The organism is Aquamicrobium sp. YD-1-mutant5 (assembly GCF_059509755.1).
This window is the reverse complement of sequence record NZ_JCAKKP010000002.1, coordinates 172,191-197,047: the sequence shown is the minus strand read 5'-3', so window position 1 is coordinate 197,047 and position 24,857 is coordinate 172,191. Positions and strand designations below refer to the sequence as shown.

At 64.7% G+C, this 24,857-nt stretch carries 19 protein-coding genes; 11 read left to right on the top strand and 8 right to left on the bottom strand.

The genetic code is table 11. The features are described from left to right. Window positions 1–191: 191 nt before the first annotated feature. From AC5XE7_RS03570 to AC5XE7_RS03535, 8 genes are all read left to right on the top strand, one after another. A complete protein-coding gene (locus AC5XE7_RS03570) occupies window positions 192–1,772 on the top strand; it encodes an aldehyde dehydrogenase family protein (protein WP_495364826.1) in 1,581 nt (526 codons plus the stop codon). 7 nt (window positions 1,773–1,779) lie between these two features. Next, window positions 1,780–2,550, top strand: a complete 771-nt coding sequence (locus AC5XE7_RS03565; RefSeq protein WP_495364825.1) for an ABC transporter ATP-binding protein — start codon at window positions 1,780–1,782, stop codon at window positions 2,548–2,550. A 24-nt stretch (window positions 2,551–2,574) separates the two neighbouring features. Continuing rightward, complete coding sequence (locus tag AC5XE7_RS03560; protein WP_495364823.1) at window positions 2,575–3,327, top strand: ABC transporter substrate-binding protein; 753 nt, start codon at window positions 2,575–2,577, stop codon at window positions 3,325–3,327. 154 nt (window positions 3,328–3,481) lie between these two features. Beyond that, the gene (locus AC5XE7_RS03555) at window positions 3,482–4,150 is read left to right on the top strand and encodes an ABC transporter permease (RefSeq protein WP_495364822.1); all 669 of its coding nucleotides are present in this window, start codon (window positions 3,482–3,484) and stop codon (window positions 4,148–4,150) included. A gap of 13 nt (window positions 4,151–4,163) precedes the next feature. Then, window positions 4,164–4,892 (top strand): ABC transporter permease, encoded by a 729-nt coding sequence (locus AC5XE7_RS03550; protein WP_495364821.1) that lies wholly within the window; start codon window positions 4,164–4,166, stop codon window positions 4,890–4,892. Window positions 4,893–4,909: 17 nt separating this feature from the next. Then, window positions 4,910–5,878 carry a MurR/RpiR family transcriptional regulator gene (locus AC5XE7_RS03545; protein ID WP_495364820.1) on the top strand — a complete coding sequence of 323 codons (969 nt, stop codon included), beginning with the start codon at window positions 4,910–4,912 and terminating at the stop codon, window positions 5,876–5,878. Beyond that, window positions 5,875–7,209: an aspartate aminotransferase family protein gene (locus AC5XE7_RS03540; RefSeq protein ID WP_495364818.1), complete on the top strand. Its 1,335-nt coding sequence runs from the start codon at window positions 5,875–5,877 to the stop codon at window positions 7,207–7,209. The genes AC5XE7_RS03545 and AC5XE7_RS03540 overlap by 4 nt, the downstream gene beginning before the upstream one ends. Window positions 7,210–7,235: 26 nt before the next feature. Further along, window positions 7,236–9,317: an oxidoreductase gene (locus AC5XE7_RS03535; RefSeq protein WP_495364817.1), complete on the top strand. Its 2,082-nt coding sequence runs from the start codon at window positions 7,236–7,238 to the stop codon at window positions 9,315–9,317. A gap of 166 nt (window positions 9,318–9,483) precedes the next feature. On the opposite strand, the gene AC5XE7_RS03530 is transcribed toward AC5XE7_RS03535, so the two are convergent. The 4 genes from AC5XE7_RS03530 to AC5XE7_RS03515 all read right to left on the bottom strand — a co-directional run bounded on the left by AC5XE7_RS03530 (window position 9,484) and on the right by AC5XE7_RS03515 (window position 15,176). Next, entirely contained in the window at window positions 9,484–11,283 is a 1,800-nt protein-coding gene (locus AC5XE7_RS03530; protein ID WP_495364816.1) for an NAD(P)/FAD-dependent oxidoreductase, read from the bottom strand. 59 nt (window positions 11,284–11,342) lie between these two features. Then, window positions 11,343–12,416, bottom strand: coding sequence for a 2,3-butanediol dehydrogenase (locus AC5XE7_RS03525; RefSeq protein WP_495364815.1), 1,074 nt, complete (start codon window positions 12,414–12,416; stop codon window positions 11,343–11,345). A 163-nt stretch (window positions 12,417–12,579) separates the two neighbouring features. Continuing rightward, window positions 12,580–14,457 (bottom strand): sigma-54-dependent Fis family transcriptional regulator, encoded by a 1,878-nt coding sequence (locus tag AC5XE7_RS03520; protein WP_495364814.1) that lies wholly within the window; start codon window positions 14,455–14,457, stop codon window positions 12,580–12,582. Between the two features lie 98 nt (window positions 14,458–14,555). Next, window positions 14,556–15,176 (bottom strand): TetR/AcrR family transcriptional regulator, encoded by a 621-nt coding sequence (locus AC5XE7_RS03515; protein ID WP_495364813.1) that lies wholly within the window; start codon window positions 15,174–15,176, stop codon window positions 14,556–14,558. A gap of 176 nt (window positions 15,177–15,352) precedes the next feature. Between AC5XE7_RS03515 and AC5XE7_RS03510 the strand changes: the two genes are divergently transcribed. Both AC5XE7_RS03510 and AC5XE7_RS03505 read left to right on the top strand, forming a co-directional pair. Next, window positions 15,353–17,581 carry a TonB-dependent receptor gene (locus AC5XE7_RS03510; RefSeq protein WP_495364812.1) on the top strand — a complete coding sequence of 743 codons (2,229 nt, stop codon included), beginning with the start codon at window positions 15,353–15,355 and terminating at the stop codon, window positions 17,579–17,581. Between the two features lie 17 nt (window positions 17,582–17,598). Then, a complete protein-coding gene (locus AC5XE7_RS03505; protein WP_495364811.1) occupies window positions 17,599–18,717 on the top strand; it encodes a YncE family protein in 1,119 nt (372 codons plus the stop codon). Between the two features lie 137 nt (window positions 18,718–18,854). On the opposite strand, the gene AC5XE7_RS03500 is transcribed toward AC5XE7_RS03505, so the two are convergent. Together AC5XE7_RS03500 and AC5XE7_RS03495 are read right to left on the bottom strand one after the other, a co-directional pair. Then, complete coding sequence (locus AC5XE7_RS03500) at window positions 18,855–19,943, bottom strand: isocitrate/isopropylmalate dehydrogenase family protein (protein WP_495364810.1); 1,089 nt, start codon at window positions 19,941–19,943, stop codon at window positions 18,855–18,857. A gap of 10 nt (window positions 19,944–19,953) precedes the next feature. After that, window positions 19,954–20,700, bottom strand: coding sequence for a glucose 1-dehydrogenase (locus AC5XE7_RS03495; protein WP_183832131.1), 747 nt, complete (start codon window positions 20,698–20,700; stop codon window positions 19,954–19,956). Window positions 20,701–20,867: 167 nt separating this feature from the next. Here AC5XE7_RS03495 and AC5XE7_RS03490 point away from each other — a divergent pair, with 167 nt between their 5' ends. Continuing rightward, a complete protein-coding gene (locus AC5XE7_RS03490; protein ID WP_495364809.1) occupies window positions 20,868–22,355 on the top strand; it encodes an aldehyde dehydrogenase family protein in 1,488 nt (495 codons plus the stop codon). A 39-nt stretch (window positions 22,356–22,394) separates the two neighbouring features. Here the strand turns inward: AC5XE7_RS03490 and AC5XE7_RS03485 are convergent, their stop codons facing one another. Together AC5XE7_RS03485 and AC5XE7_RS03480 are read right to left on the bottom strand one after the other, a co-directional pair. After that, on the bottom strand, window positions 22,395–23,294 hold the full coding sequence (locus AC5XE7_RS03485; RefSeq protein ID WP_183832129.1) for a LysR family transcriptional regulator: 900 nt from the start codon (window positions 23,292–23,294) through the stop codon (window positions 22,395–22,397). A 67-nt stretch (window positions 23,295–23,361) separates the two neighbouring features. Then, window positions 23,362–24,855 (bottom strand): sugar ABC transporter ATP-binding protein, encoded by a 1,494-nt coding sequence (locus tag AC5XE7_RS03480; RefSeq protein ID WP_495364808.1) that lies wholly within the window; start codon window positions 24,853–24,855, stop codon window positions 23,362–23,364. Between the last annotated feature and the right edge of the window lie 2 nt (window positions 24,856–24,857).

Here is a 24,857-nt window from a genome sequence, read left to right as displayed (position 1 = left end):
CATCCTGCGGCGCCTTTATGCGTTTTGGGGGCATTTTCTCATGCCTCTCCCTCCGCTTCTCCCCACGAAACAGATGCACCGTCCAAAACGGATATTGAACAACTGTTTTTTTAATGCTATCAGAAAAACAATTGTTCCATTCACATCCGGCGACGGCCGGCTGGCGGAAAACTGCAGGGAGGAGGGCATTGATGTCATTGCCACGCGTTACCTACACGAATCTGGGTGAGGATTTTTCCGGCGTCCATGCGCGCCTCGATGCCGAGCTTGAACATCTGGCCGCGCAAACGCTGGGCCGCAGCCACGCTGCCTCCATTGGCGGGCAAGATGTGGCGGGCACCGAAACCTTCTCCATCGCCTCGCCGATCGACAGCGGCATCGTGCTCGGCCATTTCGCGGCCTGCGACACTGCCACGGTGGACCGCGCGGTTGCTGCCGCCCGCTCCGGCGCCGCCGAATGGTCGGCCCTGTCCTGGCAGGAGCGTGTGGCACGGCTGCGCCGCGCCGCCGATCTCGTCGAGGAGCGCAAATATCCGATCTCCGCCGCCTGTCTGGTCGAAGTGGGCAAGTCGCGCGTGGAGGCCGTCGGCGAGGTCGAGGAAGCCATCGACCTGATCCGCTATTACAGCGGCGAGCTGGAGCGCAACAATGGCTACGAGGCGGAAGGCAACAAGGCCCTGCCGCAGGAGCGCAGCTGGTCGCGCCTGCGCCCCTATGGCGTGTTCGCCGTCATCGCACCGTTCAATTTCCCGGTGGCCTTGTCCATCGGCATGTCTACGGCTGCCCTTCTCGGCGGCAATGCGGTGGTGTTCAAGCCCAACGAAATGAGCGCGCTGACCGGCCGCCTGCTGGCCGAATGCTTCCTTGAGGCCGGCCTGCCGGCAGGTGCGTTCAACCTCGTCTATGGCGGTGCCGAAGTCGGCAAGGCGCTGGCGGAGCATCCGGGGGTCGATGGCATCGCCTTCACCGGCTCCAACGGCGTCGGCATGGAACTGCTGCGCCGCTACACCTCAGGCCGCGCGGCCAAACCCGTATTGGCCGAAATGGGCGGCAAGAACTCCACCTTCGTGGCCGCCGACGCCGATCTCGATGTCGCCGCCGCCGGTGTCATGCGTTCAGCCTTCGGCCTTCAGGGGCAGAAATGCAGCGCGCTCTCCAAGGTCTATGTCGCCAGCGCCGTGCGCGCGGCTTTCGTTGAAAAGCTGCTGGCCCAGATGGCGACCATCGTCATCGGCGATCCACGCCGGGCCGACGTCTATATGGGGCCGGTGATCAACGAAAAGGCCATCGCCCGCTTTGAAAAGGCGGCGGCCGACGCCGCCCGCGACGGAAAGCTGCTGGCCGGCGGCAAGCGCCTGACCGAAGGCTTCATGGCGCGCGGCCTGTTCGTGGAGCCAACGCTGGTGGCCGACCTTGACGCCGACCACGCCATCAACCGCGAGGAACTGTTCCTGCCGTTCCTGTCGTTGCAGGAATTCACCTCGCTCGACGCCGCCATCGCCGATGCCAACCGCGACGCCTATGGCCTGACCAGCGGCATCTATACGCAAAGCAAAGCCACGCTGGAGACCTTCCTGAACACCATTCAGGCAGGCGTGCTCTATGCCAACCGGGCAACCGGCGCGACCACCGGCGCATGGCCGGGCATCCAGACCTTCTGCGGCTGGAAGGGTTCGGGCACCACCGGCAAGGGCGGTCTCGGAAGCTGGTATCTGCCGCAGTTCATGCGCGAGCAAAGCCTCACCGTGTTCGGCCAGCCGGCAAACGCCTGATCCCGCGATGATCTCCGCCACACCTCTGGTCGTCCGCGATCTGCGCAAGAGCTATGCCAGCCTTGAAGTGCTCAAGGGTGTCAGCCTGACCGCCAATAAGGGCGATGTCGTCGCCATCATCGGCGGGTCGGGCTCGGGCAAGAGCACCTTCCTGCGCTGCATCAACTTTCTGGAAACGCCTTCTGCCGGCGAGATCAGCCTGTTTGGCGAGCCGGTTCGGCTGAAGCAGACGGCGCGCGGCGCGGAGCCGGCCGACAAGGCGCAGTTGCGGCGCATGCGCACCCGCGTCGGCATGGTGTTCCAGAACTTCAACCTGTGGCCGCACATGACGGTTCTGCAAAACGTCATCGAGGCTTCGATCCATGTGCTGAAGCGCCCCCGCGCCGAAACGGCCGACAAGGGCATGGCGCTGCTGGAGCGGGTGGGGCTGGCCGACAAGCACGGACACTACCCCTCGCAGCTTTCGGGCGGACAGCAGCAGCGCGTGGCGATTGCCCGCACGCTGTGCGTGGACCCGGAGCTTCTTTTGTTCGACGAGCCGACCTCGGCTCTCGATCCGGAACTGGTGGGCGAGGTGCTGCGCGTCATGCGCATGCTGGCGGAGGAAGGGCGCACGATGATCGTCGTGACGCACGAAATGGCCTTCGCCCGCGAGGTTTCCAGCAAGGTCATGTTCTTCAGTCAGGGCCTTGTGGAGGAGGAGGGTGCGCCGGCCGAACTGTTCGGCACACCGCGTTCGGAACGTCTGGCGCAGTTTCTGGCCCGCGTTTCCGCGTGACGTTTTTTTAGGGAGAAGAAAAACATGAAAAGACTGATCCTGCTGGCCATGGCCAGCCTTATTGCCGGTGCCGCGCACGCGCAGGACGTACTGCGAATGGGCACCGAGGGCGCCTATGCGCCGTTCAACTATGTCGGGGCCGACGGCAAGGTCGCCGGCTTCGATGTCGACATCGGCAATGCACTTTGCGAGAAGATGAACCGCAGCTGCGAATGGACCACGCAGGACTGGCAGGGCATCATTCCCGCCCTTCAGGGCGGCAAGTTCGACGTGCTGATGTCGTCGATGACCATCACCGAGGCCCGCCGCCAGCAGATCGACTTCACCGAGCCTTACTACATGTCCAAGGGCATGCTGATCGGCCGGGCCGACGCAAATCTGGAATTCAGTCCGGAAGGCCTGAAGGGCAAGATGCTGGGCGCGGTGCGCGAGACGGTCAACGCCATCTATGTCGACGCCAGGTTCGCCGACGTCGCCACCATCCAGACCTATGTGTCCTCCGACGACCTGTTCCTCGACCTGAAGAACGGCCGCCTCGATGCCGCCTTCGGCGATGCGACGGAACTCAGCCCATGGCTGAAGGATCATGGCGGCGACGAGTTCGTGCAGATCGGCGAGACAGTCAGCGACCCGCTGCTGGGCGAAGGCATCGGCATCGGCGTGCGCAAGGGCGACAGCGCGCTTCTGGCCGAACTGAACAAGGCGCTCGACGCCATTGTCGCGGACGGCACATTCGCCACCCTCAGCCAGAAATATTTCGACTTCCCGCTGCGCTGACAGCCGGGAGGAAAGCGAAGCGGGGGCGGCCATCACTGGCTCGGCCGTCTCCCGCATCGCCCACCGCATCAAATGACCATCCGTCCCGACAGGCTCGGCGCATCGCACGTGCGGGGCCATGGCCGCAGGACCACAGCAGGCAAGGAGGCTTCGAATGGATTTGCAGGGCTTCGGCGCGCAGCTTCTCGCCGGCGCGTGGCTGACCATTCAGCTTGCCGTCTGCGCCTCGCTGCTGGGCAGCGCGCTGGGTTTCGCGACGATGCTGGCAAAGGTTTCCGACAGCCGCCTGCTGCGCGCTGCCGGCTTCGGCTTCGCCAATCTGTTCCGGGCCCTGCCCGAACTGCTCGTCATCCTGATCGTCTATTTCGGCCTGCCGCAGCTGCTGATGGCGCTGAGCGGACAGCGTGTCGAGGTCGGTCCGTTCATGGCCGGCGTCATCGCCCTGTCGCTGATCTTCTGCGCCTACTCGTCGGAAGTATTCCGCGGCGCATGGCGCGGCATTCCGAAAGGACAGGTGGAGGCAGCCATGGCCAGCGGCATGGACCCGTGGCTGATCCTGCGCCGCATCCGGTTTCCGCAGATCGTGCGCCTGTCGCTGCCCAGCCTCGGCAATCTGTGGCTGGTGCTGTTGAAGGACACCTCGCTGGTGGCGGTGGTCGGCCTGCAGGAGCTGATGCGCAAAGCGCAGATGGCGACCTCGGTGACCAAGGACCCGTTTACCTTCTACGGCGCGGCGGCCCTGCTCTACGTGGTGATCTCGGTCGTCTCTTCCGCCGGCCTGCAGGCGATGGAGCGCCGCTCGCGGCGTGGCCTGGCGGCATAGGGAGGGAACGGCCATGACATTCTTCTCCACCCTTGCCGGCATGTATGGCGAGCACTGGCGCGAACTTCTCAACGGCCTGTGGCTGGCGCTCGCGCTGGTCGCCGCCTCCTGCGGTCTCGGCTTTCTGGCGGCGCTGCCGATCTCGCTCGCCTGCTCGTCTGGAAACAGCTGGCTGCGCTGGCCAGCGCAGGCCTTTTCGGTGGTGTTTCGCGGCTCGCCGCTCTACGTGCAGGTGTTCCTCGTCTATTTCGGCCTGCCGGCGGCGCTGCTGGAGCTTTATGGCGGCAATGTCGGCGCGCTCAGACAGAGCATGTGGTGGCCGCTTCTGTCGTCGCCCTTCCTGCTGGTGCTGGTGGCCTTCACCCTCAACAATGCCGCCTACATGGCCGAGGATCTGCGTGGCGGCTTGCAGTCGGTGCCGCGCGGCCTGCAGGAGGCCGCGCTGGCGCAGGGCATGGGCTACTGGCCGATCCAGCGCCGCATCGTCCTGCCGCTCGCATTCCGGCAGGCGCTGCCTTCGCTGTTCAACGAGGTGATCTTCACTTTCAAGGCGACTGCGATTGCTTCCACCGTTACCCTGCTCGACCTGATGGGAGTGGGCAACAGGATCTTTTCCCGCACTTACGACGTCACGGCCTATATCGCGATCGCGGTGATCTATCTCATCGTCGTGGCCATCATGGCGCGTCTGTTCGGTTATCTGGAAAGACACCTGTCCCGCCACCTCCCCGGCGCAGCATGACGAGGAGCAGGCAGAACATGGCAAAAGACAACAACGAGCGCGACCTTTCGGCAACCATGTCGATGGACGAGCTGACCGCGACCATCCACGAGCAGATACCGGCCATGCCCGCACAGCTTGCCGCCAGCGCCCGCTTCATTCTCGATCACCCCGACGTGGTGGTCACATCCTCGATGCGCGACATCGCCATGTCGATCGGCGTGGCCCCGGCAACGCTGGTCCGCCTTGCCCGGGCGCTCGGCTTTCCGGACTGGTCGTCGCTGCGCGAAATCTACGTCGCCTCCTATCGCGGTTCGCCGGGGCTTTATGCGCGCGGTGCTTCGGCGCTGGTCGAAGGCGCTGACGAGGAAAGCCTGCTTGGCCGCATGACCAACACGCTGGCGACCGATACGACAAGGCTTGGGCTGATCAACGACGCGGCCACCTTCGATGCGGCGGTGCGCCGGCTGGCCGAAGCGCCGCGCATCTATGTCGCCGCCTTCCTCTCCTGCCGCGCGCCGGGGCTGACCTTCACCTATATTTCGCGCCTGTTCCGCGACGGTGTGCATCTGAGCGAGGCGTCCGGCTCCTCGCTGGTCACCGAGCTTGCCACGCTCAACGAGAAGGACGTGGTGCTGTCGATCAATTTCAGCCCCTATTCGCGCGATTCCCTGCTGGTGGCGGGTGCCGTGAAGCGCTCGGGCGCGGGGCTGATCTCGCTGGCCGACAGCCGCGTCACGCCGCTGAGCGATGTGGCCGAGCATGTTCTGCTGTTCGAGACGGCAAGCCCGTCCTTCTTCCCCACCATCACCGCGGCCACCGCACTGGCTGAATCGCTGACCGCCGGCATGATGCGCCATCTGGGCGTCAGGGCGACCGAGCATCTGACCCGCGTGGAGGAAAGCCTCTACGCCGCCGACACCTATGTGGCGGCCAACGCCCGCAGCCCCACTCCCGGCATTGCATCGAAATCAAGTCCTCCCCCCACCACCGGAAATAACTCATGACCACGCATGTCTTTCACCGCGCCCTGAAATCCGCCCTGCCCTATGTGGCGGGTGGTGACGGCATCACGCTCAGGGATGCGGAGGGCCGGACCTATATCGACGCCTGCGGCGGCGCTGCCGTTTCCTGCCTCGGTCACGGCCATCCGGCGGTTCTGGAGGCCATGGCCGCGCAGGCGAAGCAGGCGGCCTATATCCACACCTCCTTCTTCACCTCTGAAGCCGCCGAGAAGCTGGCCGCGCGCGTGGCTGAAAACTGTGGCGGCGACCTCAACCATGTCTATTTCGTCGACAGCGGCTCGGAAGCCACCGAAACCGCGCTGAAGATGGCGCGCCAGTACTGGCTGGAACGCGGCCAGCCGCAGCGCACGAAAGTCATCTCCCGCCATTTCAGCTACCACGGCAACACGCTGGGTGCGCTCTCGGTGAGCGGCAACCGCTGGCGACGCGAGCCCTATGCGCCGCTGCTGGCCGATGCCTCCTTCATCGAGCCCTGCTTCTTCTACCGCCACGCGGAGCCCGGCGAGACGCCGGAAGCCTATGGCGCGCGCGCCGCTGCAGCCCTTGAAAAGCAGATCCTCGAACTGGGTCCCGAAACGGTGATGGCCTTCATCGCCGAAACGGTCGTCGGCGCCACCACCGGCGCGGTTGCGCCCGCACCCGGCTATCTGAAGCGCATCCGCGAGATCTGCGACCGTCATGGCGTGCTGCTCATCCTCGACGAGGTGATGTGCGGGGCCGGACGCACCGGCACCTTCCTCGCCGCCCATGCCGAGGGCGTCGCCGCCGACATCGTCACCCTCGCCAAGGGTCTGGGCGGCGGCTATCAGGCGATCGCGGCCGTCATCTGCTCGGACAAGGTCTATGAGGGCTTTTACAACGGCTCGGGCGTGTTCCAGCATGGCCTGACCTATTCCGCGCATCCAGTGGCCTGCGCCGCCTCGCTGGCCGTGCAGGAGGTGATCCTGCGCGACGATCTTCTGGCCAATGTGCGCGCCCGCGGCGAGGACCTGAACCGCGCCTTGCATGGCCGTTTCGGCAACAACCACCATGTCGGCGACATTCGCGGGCGCGGCCTCATTCAGGCCATCGAGCTGGTGCGCGACCGGGCGGAAAAGTCGCCGTTCGACCCTGCCCTGAAGCTCAATCAGCGCATCAGGGCGGAAGCCTTTGCACGCGGGCTGATGGTCTATCCCGGCGCCGGCTGCGTCGACGGCCGCGCGGGCGACCACATCCTGCTGGCTCCCCCCTACATCGTCACCACCTCTGACATTGAAGAGATCGTCTCGCGCCTCGGCGAGGCCGTGGACGCCGCACTCGCGGCAGTGAACTGAAACCCAGTATTATACAAGGCAGTCAAATGGCGCGTGATCCCCGCTACGATATTCTGTTTGAGCCCGTCCGCATCGGACCCGTCACCGCCCGCAACCGCTTCTATCAGGTGCCGCATTGCAACGGCATGGGCTGGACGCAGCCGCAGGCGCTGGCGGAGTTGCGCGGCGTGAAGGCCGAAGGCGGCTGGGCGGTGGTCAGCACGGAAGAGGTGGAAATCCACCCGACAGGCGATTGCGAGCCGTTCCATGAGGGGCGCCTGTGGTCGGATGCCGATGTGCCTGCGCTGGCGCTGATGGCCGAGGCGGTGCATGCGCACAATTCGCTGGCCGCCGTCGAGATCATGCATCACGGCGCGTCCTCGGCCAACTGGTCGTCGCGCGAGATGCCGCTGGCCCCGTCGCACCGGCCGATCATCTATTACGCGCCGGTGCAGGCGCGGCGCATGGACAAATCCGACATCGCCGATTTCCGCCGCTGGCACCGCGAAGCGGCGCTGCGGGCGAAGAAGGCGGATTTCGACGTCATCTATGTCTATGCCTCGCATGATCTCAGCCTGCCGATGCACTTCCTGCAGGCCCGCAAGAACGATCGCATCGACGAATATGGCGGCAATTTCGAAAACCGCGTGCGCCTGCTGCGCGAGGTGCTGGAAGACACCAGGGAAGCGGTCGGCGACCGCTGCGCGGTGGCGTTGCGCTTCGCCGTGGACGAGATGATCGGCGCCGACGGCATCACCAGCGACGGCGAAGGCCGCGACGTGGTCGAGCGGCTGGCCGAACTGCCGGATTTGTGGGACGTCAACGTCTCGACATGGTCGAACGACAGCGCCACCTCGCGCTTCCAGAAGGAAGGCTATCAGGAGGACTTCACCCGCTGGGTGAAGTCGGTGACCACGAAGCCGGTGGTCGGCGTCGGCCGCTACACCTCGCCCGACCGTATGGTCAGCCTGGTGAAGTCCGGCGTGCTCGATTTCATCGGCGCGGCGCGTCCTTCGATTGCAGATCCCTTCCTGCCGAAGAAGATCGAGGAAGGCCGTCTGGACGAAATCCGCGAATGTATCGGCTGCAACATGTGTGTCTCGTCGGACTACACCAACACCAATCTGCGCTGCACCCAGAACCCGACCATGGGCGAGGAGTGGCGGCGCGGCTGGCACCCGGAGCGCATCGCGCCGAAAGGATCGGACCACACCGTGCTGGTGGTGGGCGCCGGCCCTGCCGGCCTTGAGGCGGCCCTTGCCGCCGGCCGCCGCGGCTATGAGGTGCATCTGGCCGAAGCCGGCACCGAGCTTGGCGGGCGGGTGAGCCGCGAAGCGCGCCTGCCGGGCCTTTCCGAATGGGGCCGCGTGCGCGACTGGCGCGTCACCCAGCTTTCCGTCATGCCCAATGTGCATATCTACCGCGACAGCCCGCTGACCGCTGAAGACGTGCTGGCCTTTGGTGCCGGCCATGTCGCCATCGCCACCGGCGCCGAATGGCGCCGCGACGGCGTCGGCCGCGACCATGGCGCGCCCATTCCCGGCTTCGACGATCCGCGCGTGTTCACGCCAGACGACCTGATGAACGGCAAGCGCCCCGAAGGTCCGGTCGTGGTGTTCGATGACGACCATTACTATATGGGCGGCGTGCTGGCGGAACTGTGCCGCTCATGGGGGCTGGAGGTGACGCTGGTCACCCCCGCCAACATTCCCTCCGCCTGGACCGTGAACACGCTGGAGCAGGGCCACATCGCCAAACGGCTGGCGCGTCAGGGCATTGCCGTCGTCACCTCGGCGACGGTCACCTCCTTCGGCACCGACAGCGTCGAGATCCTCGATTATCTGCCCGGCACCACGCGCAGGCTGAAGGCCGGCGGCATCGTGACCGTCACCGCGCGCCTGCCGCGCGAAGGTCTTTACGAGGAACTGGCGGCAGCGCCCGAAAAACTGGAGGAAGCCGGCATCTCGACGCTGCGCCGCATCGGCGACGTCTATGCCCCCTCCACCATTCAGGTCGCGACCTACTGGGGTCACCGCTTCGCCCGCGAACTGGATGCGGAAGTGGTGGCGGCCGAAGACCTGCCGCGCGAACTGCCGCAAGCCGCGCCGCTGCGCCGCCACTGGGCATAAAACCCTCCCGACGAGAACGGAATGGTCTGCAAGCTACCACGGCTTGCGGACCGTCCCGCATCCACGCCGACGGGGCAAAGCTCCCGCCCCATGGCTGCTGGCCGGGCGGGAAACCGGCGCACGGGTTCGGCTGAACCCATGCGCCGGCCAGAACATCACGAACACATCACTTCGTGTGATGCACTTCCTGCAGGCCGTAGACGGGCGTCTGAATGCCTTCCATGCGCGCCTTCAGTTGCAGGGACAGATATTGCGAGTAATGGCGCGACTGGTGCAGGTTGCCGCCGTGGAACCACAGCGCTTCCTGCTGCGTCGGCTTCCACATGTTGCGCTGCTCGCCTTCCCACGGGCCGGGGTCCTTGGGCGTGTCCGAACCCAGTCCCCAGACCTTGCCGACCTTGTCCGCTGTCTCCGCGTCGATGATGTCGGCGACCCAGCCGTTCATCGAACCGTAGCCTGTAGCATAGACGATGACGTCGGCCGGCAGCTCCGTGCCATTGGCGAGCTTCACCGAATTCTCGGTGATCTCCTCGATCTGGCCGGATGCGAGCCTGATCTTGCCGTCGATGATGAGCTGCGAAGCGCCGATGTCGATATAGTATCCCGAGCCGCGCCGCAGATATTTGAGGAACAGGCCCGACCCGTCCGCACCGAAATCGAGCTGGAAGCCGGCCTTTTCGAGCGCCGCGTAGAAATCGGCATCGATCTCGCGGATCTTGTCGTAGATGGGCTTCTGGAACTCGTTCATGATGCGATAGGGCAGTGAGGCGAAGATCAGGTCCGCCTTGGCGGTGGTCACGCCATTTTGCAGCGCCTGCTCGGAATAAAGCGCCCCGAGCCCATGTTCCATCAGCGGTTCTGACCGCACGATATGGGTGGAGGATCGCTGCACCATGGTGACGTCCACGCCGGCCTCATAAAGGGCGGCACAGATGTCATGGGCCGAATTGTTGGAGCCGATGACCACCACCTTCTTGCCCTTGTAGCCATCCGGGCCGGGATGGCGGGACGAATGATGCTGCTCGCCTTTGAAGCGGTCCTGTCCCTTCACGGTCGGGATGTTCGGCTTGCCGGACATGCCGGTGGCGAACACCAGCTGCTTCGGGCGCACCACGACGTCCTTGCCATCGCGGTCGATGACGACCGTCCACTCCTTGTCCGCTTCGTTCCATTTGGCGGACTTGACGGTGGAGCGTGTCCAGTAATTCAGCTCCATGACTTTGGTGTAGAATTCAAGCCAGTCGCCGATCTTGTCCTTGGGCGCGAAGACGGGCCAGTTCTTCGGAAAGTCGATATAGGGCAGGTGGTCGTACCAGACCGGATCGTGCAGGCAGAGCGACTTGTAGCGCTTGCGCCAGGAATCGCCCGGCCGCTCGTTGCGTTCGACGATGATCGTCGGCACGCCGAGCTGGCGCAGCCGCGCGCCCAGCGCGATGCCGCCCTGCCCTCCGCCGATAACCAGCACATAGGGCTGCTTTTCGTAGCCCAGCGTGCGCTCTTCCTCCTCGCGCTCTTCCTTCCATGTTTTCGCACCGAGGTTCTGCCCGTGCTTCGCACCGAGCGGCCTGGTGAAGCCCGCCTTTTCCTCGTGCCCCTTCAGCTCCGACACGACGGTGAGAAGCGTCCAGATCCTGCCATTCTTCAGGCGGATGAGGCCGTAGCCGCGCGCCACTTCGGTCTCGAACGAGATCCAGCTTTCGGTGACGCCATCAGCCTCGGTCGCGGTTTCGCCTTCCGCCACCTGCCAGTTGGTTGGCTTCACCTGCTGCAGCTGGGATTGCAGCAGGTCGCGCACCTCGTCATGGCCTTCAACGGTCTTGAGGTTCCAGCTGAAGGCGACGAGATCGCGCCAATAGCACTCGTCGGCGAACATCGAGACGGCTTCGTCGATCCGGCCGCCTGCCAGCGCCACGCCGAACTTGTCGAGAACGGCCTGCACGCGCACTGTCGGGGTTTTCTCAAGCATTGCAATTTCCTCCCATGCAAAGTTGTGCCGGCCCTCCCGGAACCGGCCGTGAAATGTGTCTATCTGTTCAGATCGATCAGGATCTTGAGCTGGGTGCCGGCCGGGTCGAGCAGCCGGTCGAAACCTTCGGCGACCGCATCCTCCAATGCGATCGTGGCGGTGACGATTCTGGCTGCCGGTATCTGGCCGCTGGCGATCAGCCGCGCCACGCGCGGCCAGTAATGCGTGGGATAGGCCCACGAGCCCCTGATATCGATGTCCTTGAAGGTGACGTCGAACCAGTTGAGCGGGTTCTCATGCGGGTGCAGGCCGGTCTGCACCACGACGCCCTGCTTGCGCACGGCATCGGTGCAGTTCTTCAGCGCATGTTCGTTGCCGACGCATTCGATGGCGACGTCGCAGCCGACATTCCCTTCCGTTTCGGCCCGCACCACATCGCCGACATTCTCGGTTTTCGGATTGATGGTGCGGACTTCGCCCAGTTTCTCGCGCGCGAGCTGCAGGCGGGTGTCGTTGAGGTCGGACAGGAAGATCTGCGATGCGCCGGCCGCCCTTGCCGCCATCGCGGTGAGGATGCCGATGGGGCCGACCCCGGTGACGAGCACGCTGTTGCCGGCGGTGACGCCGCCGCGATCGCAGGCATAGACCGCCACGGCCGTCGGCTCGATGAGTGCCGCCTCCTCGTCGCTCAGATCGTCAGGGATCGGCTGCACATTGTAGCTGTTGAGCAGCGCCTGGCCGGACATGCCGCCCGAATGCCAGGAGAGACCGGCCAGCGCGAGGCTGGTGCTCAGATGATAAAGCCCGCGATCGGCGAAATAGTCTCCCGCCCGCGGCATGATCAGCGGCTGCACGGAGACGCGGTCGCCGACCTTCACATGTGTCACATCCGCGCCGACGGCCTTGACCACGCCGCCGAACTCATGCCCCAGAACCTGCGGGCCGCTTGCCCCGGTGAACGGATGCGGCTCGGTGGGGATGAAGATCGGCCCATAGGCATATTCATGCAGATCGGTGCCGCAGATGCCGCAGAAGCGGTTTTCGATCAGCACCTGATCCGGGCCGGGATCGGGCGGCGCGGCCACCTCCTCCACCCGCAGATCCTTCGCCGCATAAAAGCGCAACGCACGCATGCAAGTCTCCTCCATTTTCTCCCATGGAAGAGGTAGCAAGGGCCGTGCCAGATGCAGGCCAACCCCTAAGCGATTGTTTTCGCTATGTTCTGCGCAAGCAGGAAACTGCCCGCGCGCCCGATGCAACAGGCCGGCTGCAACAGGTGTTGCACCTGTTGCAGGGTCAGTGCAGGCGTTTCAGCCGCCGATGGATGGTGGAGCGGTTGACGCCCAGCCGGCGCGCCAGCTCGGAGACATTGTTGCCGCATTCGCCGAGCTGGCGGCGCAATGCTTCATTGTCTATCTGCCCGCCGCCGGGGAGAGCTTCGGCCTGAAAATGCTCCGGCAGACACTCGGCGGTGATGGCCGCATCCGTCGCCATCGCCGCCGCCACCCGCAAGGTGTTATCCAGCTCCCGCAGGTTGCCCGGCCAGTCATGACGCGCCAGAGCCCGCCTCGCGGCGAGGTCGATGGTGATGGTCTCGCCCTCCTCCTCGCCGTGACGGCGCAGGAGATGATCGACAAGCCCGTCGAAATCGCGCCTCTGGCGCAGGGGCGGGATCGTCAGCGTTGCGGCGTTCAGCCGGTAGAGCAGATCCTCCCGGAAGCGCCCTTCGGCAGCCATGGCGGCAAGATCGCGGTGCGATGCCGAAAGCAGCCGGAACCGGACCGGCTTCGGCCTGAGCGCTCCCACCGGCTGCACTTCGTTTTCGGAAAGCACCCGCAAAAGCCGGCTTTGCAGGGCAAGCGGCATGTCGCCGATCTCGTCCAGAAACAGCGTTCCGCCGTTTGCCGCCTCGATCAGGCCCGTCTTGCCCTTCTGCATCGCGCCGGTGAAGGCGCCGGGCGCATAGCCGAACAGTTCGGATTCGATGAGCTGCTCGGGGATGGCCGCGCAGTTGACGGCGACGAAGGGACCGGATCGCGCGCTGCTGTCGTGAATGGCGCGGGCCAGATATTCCTTGCCGCTGCCGGTTTCGCCCCTGATGAGGATGGGCAGGTTGCGGTCCGCAAGTTTCGCCGCCCGCGCCTGCAACGCCTCCATGGCCGGATCGCCGAAACTCAGATGCCGCAGGGCGGCAGGCAGCCGTGCCGGGATGATGGTCGAAGGGGTGCGGAAGCTGCTGACGGGGGCGATGGCGCTGGCAAACAGCGCCAGCCCGTTGCGCGCCCGCACCATGCGCTCGCCATTCGGCCTGCCCCGCATCAGGGCGGGAAGCTGGTCGATGTCGATGTCAAAGATATCGGAGACCGGCTTGCCGATGAAATCCCGCGTCGGCGCCGTATTCTGGTTCATGGAGCGCGCGACCGCGCCGAAGCCGCCATGGGTCATGCCCGTGATCATGCCGTTGCCGTCGATGGTGATCGCGGCATCGGGATCGACATCGAGAAAATCGGGCAGCCGCGCCAGCCGCAGAACCCAGTCTTCCCGCGCCCGCGTCATCAGGTTTGCAAGCTCGATGCGGCGCGCCGTGGAGGCGACCAGATGCAGCGCCAGCTGCTGGCTGGCCTTCTCGGTCGGAGAGCGCAGCTGCGAGATGTCGAGCACCGCCGACAGATCCCCGAACGTGTCGAAGATCGGCGCGGCCGTGCAGGTCAGCCCGATATGGCAGGCATCGAAATGATCGTCCTGATGAATGATGACGGGTTTTTCCGAGACGATGCAGGCGCCGACGGCGCAGGTCCCCGCCCGGTCCTCCGACCATTCGGAACCGAGATACAGCCCCGCCTTGCGCAGCTGGTTGTCGAAGGTGGGATCGCCCATGAACTCGACGGTGACGCCGCGCGCATCGGACAGCAAAAGCACGTAGTTCTGATCGGCCACCTGCCTGAACAGCCCTTCGAGCCCGGTTCGCCCGATGCGGATCAGCTCTTCCGACTGCTCGCGATGTTCCCGCAACTGGGTGGCGGGCACGATATAGGCTTCCTGCGGGCGCGCGGGATTGAGCTGGTAGTCGTTCAGGCAACGCAGCCATGACTGAATGACAGGGCGATCCCGGTTCGAGGGCCTGCCCATGGCAACGCGCTCGATCTCCCTGATGTGCGACAGCGCCGACACCATGATCTTTCTCCTCCGCCTTCAGGTTGGCACAAGAGGTGTCGACACTCAACAGGGGATATGTGACCGGGAAGCGGGCAGCATGTCGGCGCGGCTGCCGGTCAGCCTTCCGGAATCTGGTCCATGGTCGCCAGCGAGCCGACGATCAGCGCCCTTGCTCCGAGGTCGTACTGGGCCTTGATCCAGTCCGCCCTTTTCAGTCCGCCCCTTTGGGGGAGAACCTCCTGCCCGTCCTTGATGGGCAGCACCGTATCGGCCACCGACACGCAGAAATAGGCGACGATGAACAACAGCCAGTTCGCCCGCGTAAAGGGAATGCAGAAGATGCGCGCAACACCTTTCTGGTGCTCTTCCATCTTCTGCATCATCGCCGGCGTTATCAGGTCCTCGCGAAGAATGTAGGGCGCGATGCCCGGATGCTGCTCGACCAGCATCCACATCGACTGGCTGAATGACAGCATGAAGCTTTCAAGCCCCTCCCCGCCATCGGGCGCGGGCGGCGGAAGCTCCCAGCGCAGGAACAAATCCTCCGCAATCTGCTGCTTCAGTTCCTCAAGCCCGGAGACATGCTTGTAGAGCGCCTTGGCGCTGACGCCGAGATGCGCGGCAATGCCCAGAATGGTGACGTTGGGAAGCGTGATCTCGATGCCGGCATCGCTCAGGCGCTCCCGCGTGATGGTCCTTGGACGACCTCTCGCGGTTACAGGATGGCTCCCGATCATGGCTCTCCTTTCCCCACCTGAGTGCCTGGGCAAAGGCACGGGCACTTGAGCCGGATATACCAGAAAAACAATTTTTCACAATGATTTCTGTGTGTTGCGTTTTGACGTCGGGAAAGTTGACTGGTTTTGTCAATTAAGTTAATGGGTGTGAACTAATTATCGCGGGGACCCCCATAATGTACTGCCTGACTGCACGACACTCTCTTTACGCGCGCACCGCACTTCTGCTTCTGACCACGGCGCTCGCCTCGTCCTTTGCCATCGGCATCACCACCGGGCCGGGCATGGCGCAAAGCCGGACTGCGAAACCCGCAGCCGGGGAAAAGGCGCAGGAGGCGCCGAAAAAGCAGCAGGAGAGCGAGGACGGCACCATCAACCTCGACACCGTTCTCATCCACGGCAAGGGCGGCAAGCCGCCGGCCTATGCGGGCGGGCAGGTGGCCACCGGCAGCGGCGTCGGCCTGCTCGGCAACAAGGACGTGATGGATACGCCCTTCAGCACCGTTTCCTACACGTCCGACCATGTGAAGAACCGCGAGGCGCAGGACATCGGAGCCGCGATCGGCGCCACCGACCCTTCCGTCTATGTGCCGAGCAAGCGCACCATCTTCGAGACCTTCTACATCCGCGGCTTCTCAAGCTCGGCCGATGACGTGCTCTTCAACGGTCTGGCGGGCATGGCGCCCAACATGCGCGGCTCGACCGAATTCGCCGACAGGATCGAGGTTCTGAAAGGCCCCTCCACCTTCCTCTATGGCATGCCGCCGGCCGGCAGCGTCGGCGGCATCGTCTCGCTGGTGCCGAAGCGGGCCGAGGACACGCCGCTGACCCGGCTGACGACCAGCTATTCGTCCGACAGCCTGTGGGGCGTGCATGCCGATATCGGCCGCCGCTTCGGCGAGAACAAGGAATGGGGCATCCGCGTCAACGGCGTGCTGAGGGACGGCCACACGGCTGTCGATGACGAGAAGCACGGCATGAAGATCGGCTCGGTCGGCCTCGACTGGCGCGGCGAGCGTGCCCGCTTCTCGGTCGACTACTACAAGCAGAAGGAAGATATGGACGGGGTCAACTATTTCGGCCTTTCCCTGTCGCCGGCCGTCACCCAAATCCCGTCTGCGCGCAACGGCAAGCATTCGCTGGCCGCTCCATGGGCGTTCAACTCGACGGAGACCGATGCCGTGGTGCTGCGCGGCGAGGTCGATCTCACCGATTCCATCACCGCCTATGCCGCCGTCGGCCGCCGCTCGGGCGGCTACGATGCGCTGATCACCTCTCAGACGCTGATGAACAATGCCGGCGACATCTCGGTTTCGGCCACCCGCCAGAAGACCGATGGCACGCAATATTCCGGCGAGGCGGGTCTGCGCGGCAATTTCGCGCTGGGCGGCGTTACGCATGAATGGAACCTGTCCGCCAGCGGCTTCAAATCCAGGATCGAGTTTGAAACCAACGCCAGGCGGAATTTCTGGAACACCAATTATTACAATCTGGATTTCGGCCCGGCTCCCGACCTGCCGCTTCTGCCGAATGGAGCGATCGAACAACATCTCTCCAGCTATGCCTTCTCCGACACGATGAAGGCCTTCGACGACCGTTTGCAGGTCACGGTGGGCGCAAGATACCAGAACGTGAAGCGCGAACAGTTTTATCTGCCGAGCGGACAGCTTGCTTCCAGCTATGAGTCCAGCCGGCTCACCCCCGGCATCGGCGTCGTCTACAAGGCGACCGACAGCATTTCGCTTTACGCCAATTATATCGAAGGTCTGAGCCCGGGCTCCACAGCGCCGCTCAACGCAGCCAATGCCGGCGACATTCTCAAGCCTTACAAGACCACGCAATATGAGGTCGGGGCCAAATGGGATATGGGCAGCGTCACCACGTCGCTCGCCCTGTTCCAGATCGGGAAGCCCAGCGCCTACATCGATCCGGCCACCCAGATCTACGATGTCTATGGCGAACAGCGCAACCGGGGCGTCGAGCTCAGCGTCTATGGTGAAATCAGGTCCGGCATGCGCCTTCTGGGCGGCATTGCCTATACCGATGCGAAGGTGACGAAATCGGACAAGGCGGAGACGCAGGGCAGACACGCCACCGGCGTGCCTTCGGTGATGGCCAAGCTCGGTCTGGAATATGATGTCGGAACGATTGAGGGCCTGACCCTGCTCGGCAATATCAGCTATACCGGCAAGCGCTATGCCAACAACACCAACACCCTGACGGTGCCTGATTTCACCACGCTCGATCTGGGCGCGCGCTACACCACGCGGATCGGCGACAACCCGCTGACCCTTCGCGCCATGGTGCAGAACGTGACCAACGAATCCTACTGGGCCGGCGGCGATCTCTCCGGTGGTTATGGCGCACCCCGCACCTTCCTGTTCTCAGCCACGATGGACTTCTGACCCAAGGAGAAGACCCGATGAAAACACTGACCCTCGGCCTGTCGGCACTGCTGGCAGCCACATTCCTGGCGACATCCGCCTTCGCCGCCGGCGCGGCGGCTGCCACGGTTGCGGAACCTTCGGCCCGCATCCTGCGCATGGAGGTCGCGCCGGCTCTCTACGAGCTGGTCTATTCGCCCGCGCAGGACGCCGTTTTCGTGGCTTCCGCCGGGGGCTTCGGCGAAGGGGCCGAGGCCGGCCGCATCCTGCGGCTCGATCCAAGCAGCCTTGAGAAAAAGGGCGAAATCGTCCTGTCCGGCCGGGCTTTCGGCCTCGCACTCGATGATGCCGCCGGCCGCCTCTATGTCGGCGACACCACCAGCGCCTCGATCACGGTCATCGACACCAGAACGGATGCCGTGGTCGGCACCGTGCAGCTGGCTGAAAAGGTGACCTCCGACAAGGGCAAGCCGGAATACCCCCACAATTTCCGCGAACTGGTGCTCGATCCTGAGAACAACCGCCTCTATGCCCCCGGTCTGGCGGCGAAGGACAGCGCGCTCTACGTCGTCGATACGGCGGCCCTCAGGGTGGAAAAGGTGATCCCCGGCTTCGGGGCCGGGGTAGCCGGTGCCGTACTCGATGCCGCGCGTGACAGGCTCTACGTCTCGAACCTTCAGGGGCAGCTCTTCGTTCTGAACACGGCAGGGCCCGAACTGCTGGCCACCGCCGAGGTGGAGGGCGACCAGCTTCTGAACCTTGCCCTCGATGCCGCCGGAGAGCGCATCTTCGCGACCGATCAGGGCAATGAATTCATCGATAAGATGCGCGCTGACGTTATTCCCGATTACAAAATCAGGGGCGAGGGAAAACGCGTCGTGGTGATGGATGCCGAAGGCAGGACCATCCGTCACCTGCCGACGGGAGCCGGACCGGTGGCCCCGCTGGTCGGCGGCGAGCGGCTCTACGTCACCAACAGGGATGACGGCACGGTCAGCGTCTTCGACACCAAGAGCTATGAGCTTGTGGAGAAGATCGCCTTGCCGGCCCACCCCAACAGTCTGGCGCTCGACCGCGAACGCAACGCGCTGTTCGTCACGGTCAAGAAGGGCCATGGCGAAAAGGGCGCCGAGAGCGTTGTTCGCATCGGGTTCTGACGAGAGCAGCGTCTCCCGTACGACCGATCATGCCGGCGGCTCACCCTGCCGGCATGTTGCATCGCTGACAGGGTTTTGCCTCTGGCCCCTGGTTCCCTGCCCTGCGGGATTCCCATCGGGTCGTAGTCACATCCGGGTCAGCGCAGGCGCTCGCACAACCCTTCGGTGATCAGCGCGCTGCCGCTGTCGCCGCCAAGGTCGCGGCTGATCAGCCCGGCCTCTATCGCCGCGCTCACCGCCTCGCGGATGCGAGATGCGGCGCGCGCCAGACGATCGTCGTCATGGTTTGCAGCCAGCCATTCCAGCATCGAGGCGGCCGACAGAACCGTGCCATAGGGATTGGCGATGCCTTTGCCGGCAATGTCGGGGGCGGAGCCGTGGGCGGCCTGGAACAGGCCCTGCCTTTCCCCCACCTCGGCCGAAGGGGCGAGCCCCATGCCGCCGATGGTGGCGGCGGCCAGATCGGACAGGATATCGCCGAACATGTTTTCGGTGACGATCACGTTGTAATGCCCCGGACGGGTGACGAGATACATCGCCATCGCGTCGATCAGGCCATGCTCGGCCTCGATATCGGGATAGTCCGCGGCCACCTCATCGAAGATCGAGCGGAAGAAGGCGTAGCTGCGCAAAACGTTCGCCTTGTCGACGCAGGTGACACGGCGAACACCGTCGGCCGGCGCGCCATGGGAAGCCCGCGCCAGTTCGAACGCCTTGCGCACGATCCGTTCCACGCCCTTGCGGGTCTGAACCAGCGTGTCGACCGCAATTTCGCCGCGCAGCTGCGCGCCGGCGCCGCGCGCCGCATACAGGCCTTCGCTGTTTTCACGCAGGATGATGTAGTCGATCTCGCCTGCCTTCACATCGGCCAGCGGCGAGCGGATGCCCGGATACAGGCGGATAGGGCGGATATTGGCGTAGAGATCGAGCTCGAAGCGCAGCCGCAGGGTGAAATCCAGACCCGCTTCGGTGCCGTCGGGATGCACGACGCCGGGAATGCCGGCCGCCCCGTGCAGAACCGCATCGGCCTGCGCGCAGGCGCGGAAGGTGGCTTGCGGAAAGCTCTCTCCGGTCTGGCGGTAAAGCTCCGCCCCGGCCGGGTGATCGCAAAAGCGCAGCGGGCAATCATTGCCGAAAGCCCCGCGCAGCACCCGCACAGCCGCATCGGCCACTTCCGGGCCGATGCCATCGCCGGGTACGACGGCAATCTCATATGTGTCTTTCATGGTTCCGGCCTCAGATGCAGCGTCCGCCATCGACTTCCATGGCGATGCCGGTGATCATCGAGGCTTCCTCCGAGCAGAGGAAAGCGGCGGCATTGCCCATGTCCTCGGGCGTCGAGAAACGGCCGATGGGGATGGAGGCAAGAAACTTGGCGCGGATTTCCGGGGTGTCCGCGCCCATGAAGGTCGACAGAAGCGGCGTGTCGCCGGCCACCGGGTTGATCGCGTTCACGCGGATGCCGAAAGGCGCAAGCTCCACCGCCATGGCGCGGGTGGCGGTGATGACCCAGCCCTTGGAGGCGTTGTACCAGGTCAGGTTCGGCCGGGGCGAAACGCCGCCGGTGGAAGCAACATTGAGGATCGCCCCGGCTTTCTGCGCCTTGAAATGCGGGACCATGGCGCGCGCGCCGTAATAGATCGAGCGCATGTTCACATTGGCGATACGGTCGAAGGTCGCCTCGTCGATATCATCGAGGGGTGTCGGCACATGGCCGACGCCGGCATTGTTGACCAGAACGTTCAGCCCGCCGAAGGCGGATAGCGCCAGATCGCGGGCCGCTTCCATGCCCTGCGCCGTCGCCACATCGCCGACGAGCGGCCGGCAATCGTCGCCGAGGCTTTGCGCGACCCGCTCGGCATTGGCCTGATCGCGGTCCATCAGCACGACCTTCGCGCCTTCGGCGACGAACTTGCGCACGATCCCCTCGCCGAAGCCCGATCCCCCACCGGTGATCACGGCAATTTTTCCTGTCAGTCGCATCGTCACTCCTGCGGGTCGTCTTCACGCAAAAAACCGATGTTCAGAATGCTGGAAAGCCATGGCCGGTAACAGTCGCATTATCTGAACGCGCAATCAGGTTTCCTTCCTTGAGATGCGCGCCCGCGTGGCTCATGTTGCACCGATAATGCCGTGCTCCGGGGAAAAACATGACTGACTGGAAAAGCCGCGCCGCTGCCCTTTACGATGGCGGCTTCCGTCCGATGTTCATCGACGGGAAATGGGTGCCGGCGGCTTCCGGCGAGGTGATGGATGCCCGCAACCCCGCCAATGGCGCGTTGCTGGCAACGGTGCCGAAAGGGGCCGCCGCCGACATCGACGCAGCCGTCGCGGCCGCGCGGCGCGCCTTCGATGGCCCGTGGTCGAAATTCACGCCCTTTGAGCGGCAGGCCCTTCTGCTGCGCATCGCGGAGCGTTTCGAGGCGGAATGGGAAACGCTGTGCCTGTCGGACACGCTCGACATGGGCATGCCGATTGCGCGCACGCTCGCCAATTCGCGCCGGGTGCTCGGCATGCTGCGCTTCTATGCCGGACAGGCGGTGGCCATCCACGGCCAGACCATCCCGAATTCGTTCCCCGGCGAAATCCTGTCGCAGACCGTGAAGGAGCCGATCGGCGTGGTCGGCGCCATCATCCCGTGGAATGCGCCGATCGCCGGCTCGGTCTGGAAGATCGCTCCGGCGATCGCCACCGGCTGCACCGTGGTTCTCAAGCCCTCGGAAGAAGCCTCGCTGACGGTGCTGCTGATCGCCCGGCTGATGGCCGAGGCCGGCCTGCCGGACGGCGTGCTGAATGTGGTGACCGGCCATGGCGCCGATGCAGGCGCGGCGCTGGCCGCGCATCCGGGCGTCGACAAGATCGTGTTCACTGGCTCCACCGCCACCGGCCAGGCCATCGCCCGCGCCGCCACCGGCACGCTGAAGCATGTTTCGCTGGAACTGGGCGGCAAATCCCCGGTCATCGTCTGCCGCGATGCCGATATGGACAAGGCCGTGCCCGTAGCCGCCATGGCGGTGTTCGCCAATTCCGGCCAGATCTGCATTGCCGGTTCACGGCTTTTCGTCGCCCGCGAGATCCATGACGAATTCGTCGCCCGCGTCGCCGACTTTGCGGGCAGGCTGCGCATAGGCCACGGCATCGATCCGGACACCGAGATCGGCCCGATCATCTCCGCCCGCCAGAGCCAGCGCATCGAAGGGTTTCTCGGCCTCGGCATCGAGGAAGGCGCGCGCGCCTTCACCGGCGGTGCGCGCCATGAAGCACCGGGGCTGGAGGGCGGCCATTACATCGCCCCGACCGTGTTCGGCGGCGTTACCGATGCGATGACCATCACGCGCGAGGAAATCTTCGGCCCCGTCATCTCCGCCCTGCCGTTCGACACGCTGGACGAGGTGGTGGAGCGCGCCAATGCGACGCCCTACGGTCTTGCCGCCGGCATCTTCACCAACCATCTGGGCACCGCGCACAAGCTTTCGCGGCGTATTCGCGCCGGCTCGGTGTGGGTGAACATGTACCACGCCATCGACCCGGCGGTGCCCTTCGGCGGCATGAAGATGTCCGGCTATGGCCGCGAGGGCGGGCTGGAGCACATGTATGAATATCTCCAGACCAAGGCGATCTGGATCAACACCGACTGAGCCGCGGACACTGCCAGCGCGCGGACGTCGCGGCCGTCATCAGGGCCGGCAAAGCTCGGTGCGGATCAGCTCGATAAGCTGTTCCGAATAGCTGTGCTGCACATAGCCTTTGGCGGTCAGGATGCCGACCGAGCGGCTGGATTGCGGATCGGCGATCCGTACGACCCGGAATTCGGCCGCCGGCAACATCGGCACCGCGATTTCCGGCACCAGCGCCACCCCGAGCCCGGCCGAGGCGAGCGCGATCGCCGTGTAGGCGTTCTGCACCTCATACTGCATGTTGAGCGTCAGGTTCTGATCGGCGCTGATGCGATCGATCAGGGCGCGGCTGGCGGTCTGCCGGTCCAGCAGGATGAGCGGATAATTCGCCACTTCCGACAGAAGAAAGCTCTGTGCGCCGTCATCGAAATCGGCGGGCACGCAGGCGACCAGATGATCTTCGAGGATCGGCTCGAACTGGAAATCGCTGAGGCCCGGCACCTCCGGTCCGATATAAAGCTCCACCTCCTGTTCCTGGAGAAGCGTCAGGGCGGCGGTGGGCGGCGTTTCCTTCACGTCGACCAGACTGCGGGGATAGCGCAGCTTGAAGGTCGCCAGAATGCGCCCGAGCCGCGTCGAGGCAAGGGTGGGCGCGCAGGCGATCTTCACATGGCCGCGCCGCTGCGCCGCGACTTCCGACAGCCGCGCCAGCCCCGCCTGCACTTCGGCCATGGCGTTGCTGACCTGCTCGTAGAGCACCCTGCCCTCGGGCGTCAGATTGGCGCGCTGCGGCGTGCGGATGAACAGGCTCATACCCACCTGCGCCTCCAGATCGCGGATCTGCATGGAGACGGCCGACGGGGAGCGGTTGCTCTCCTCGGCGGCGCGGCGGAAGCTGCCATGTTCGGCGGCCAGCAGAAAGGTCTGCAACAGCTTCAGATTGACGTTATTCGCGGCCATCTCCGGCTCCCTGTCTTGAGGCCGGGATCACGAACGCCGACCGCCGGCAGCCCGTATGCAGGACCGCTCAGTGAACGGCCGCGAACATGATCTTTTCCTCATCCGCGTCAAGAGCCATCATTTCCTCGACGATCTTGCCGCGCTTGGCCACCAGAATGCGGTCGGACACCGCCATGATCTCCGGCAGATAGGAGGAAATCACCACCACGGCCAGGCCCTGATCGGCGAGATCGTGGATCAGCTGGTGGATCTCGACGATGGCGCCCACATCAACGCCGCGCGTCGGCTCGTCGAAAATGATCAACTTCGGCTCCTGGATCAGCGACTTGGCGATCACCACTTTCTGCTGGTTGCCGCCGGACAGCTCGATCATGCGCGCCCGATCCGAAATCTGCTTCAGCTGCAGCCGCTCGCCCCATTCCTTCGCCAGCTCCATCGCCCGCCGCGGCGACACCACCGACAGGGGATTGGACTTCTTCGACAGCTCGCCAAGCAGGATGTTTTGCCCGGCCGTCATGGTTTCGAAGAAACCGTCGAACTTGCGGTCTTCGGTGACGTAGACGATGCCGTCGCGCATGGCCGGGCGCGGCACGCGGTAGCGCACCGGCCGGCCGTTCAGACGCACTTCGCCGCCATGCATGAAGTCGCGCTTGAGAACGCCGGCCACCACCTTGGCCATTTCGGAACGCCCGGCACCGACAAGGCCGAAGATGCCCGTCACCTGACCGCCGAAGACCGAGAAGGAGGAGTTGCGCACCATGGCCCCGCAGGACAGGTTCTCCACGCTCAGCACCTTCTCGCCATACGGCCGGGGCTTGCGCCTGCCGCTGCCGTGGAGGCTGGCCGAGAGATTGCGCCCGACCATGGCGTGAACGATGCTCTCGCGGGTGAATTCGCCGGCCGCGCCGGTGGCCGCAAGCAGGCCGTCGCGCAGGATGGTGATGCGGTCGGAAACCTCAAGCGCCTCCTCCAGCGCGTGGGTGATGAAGACGATGGCGACGCCCTTTGCCTTCAGCCGTTCCACCAGCATGAAGAAATGCCGCTTCTCTTCCGGCGTCAGCGTGGCGGTCGGCTCGTCGAAGATGATGACGCGGGCATTGTGGTGAACGGCGCGCGCGATTTCGACCATCTGTTTCTGCGCCGCGCCAAGCGTCGAGACCTGCGCGGTCGGATCGACCTGAAACCCCATGCCGACCAGAAACTGGCGCGCCTCGATGTAGAGGCCGCGCAGGCGGTTGAACATCTTTTCGTCACCCAGATAGATGTTCTGCGCCACCGTCATCGCCGGCACCAGATTGGTTTCCTGGAACACCATCACCACGCCGTTCTTCAGCGCTTCGGCCGGCGAGGAGAAATTCACCTCGCGCCCGTCGAGGGTCATCACCCCCTCGCTCAGCCTGTAGACGCCGGCGATCACCTTGGTCAGCGTCGATTTTCCGGCGCCGTTCTCGCCCAGAAGCGCGTGAACCTCGCCACGGCGCAGGGTGAAATCCATCGACCGGAAGGCCGCGATCCCGCCGAAGCTTTTCGTGGCATTCGTGAGTTCGACCACGGTTTCCATCT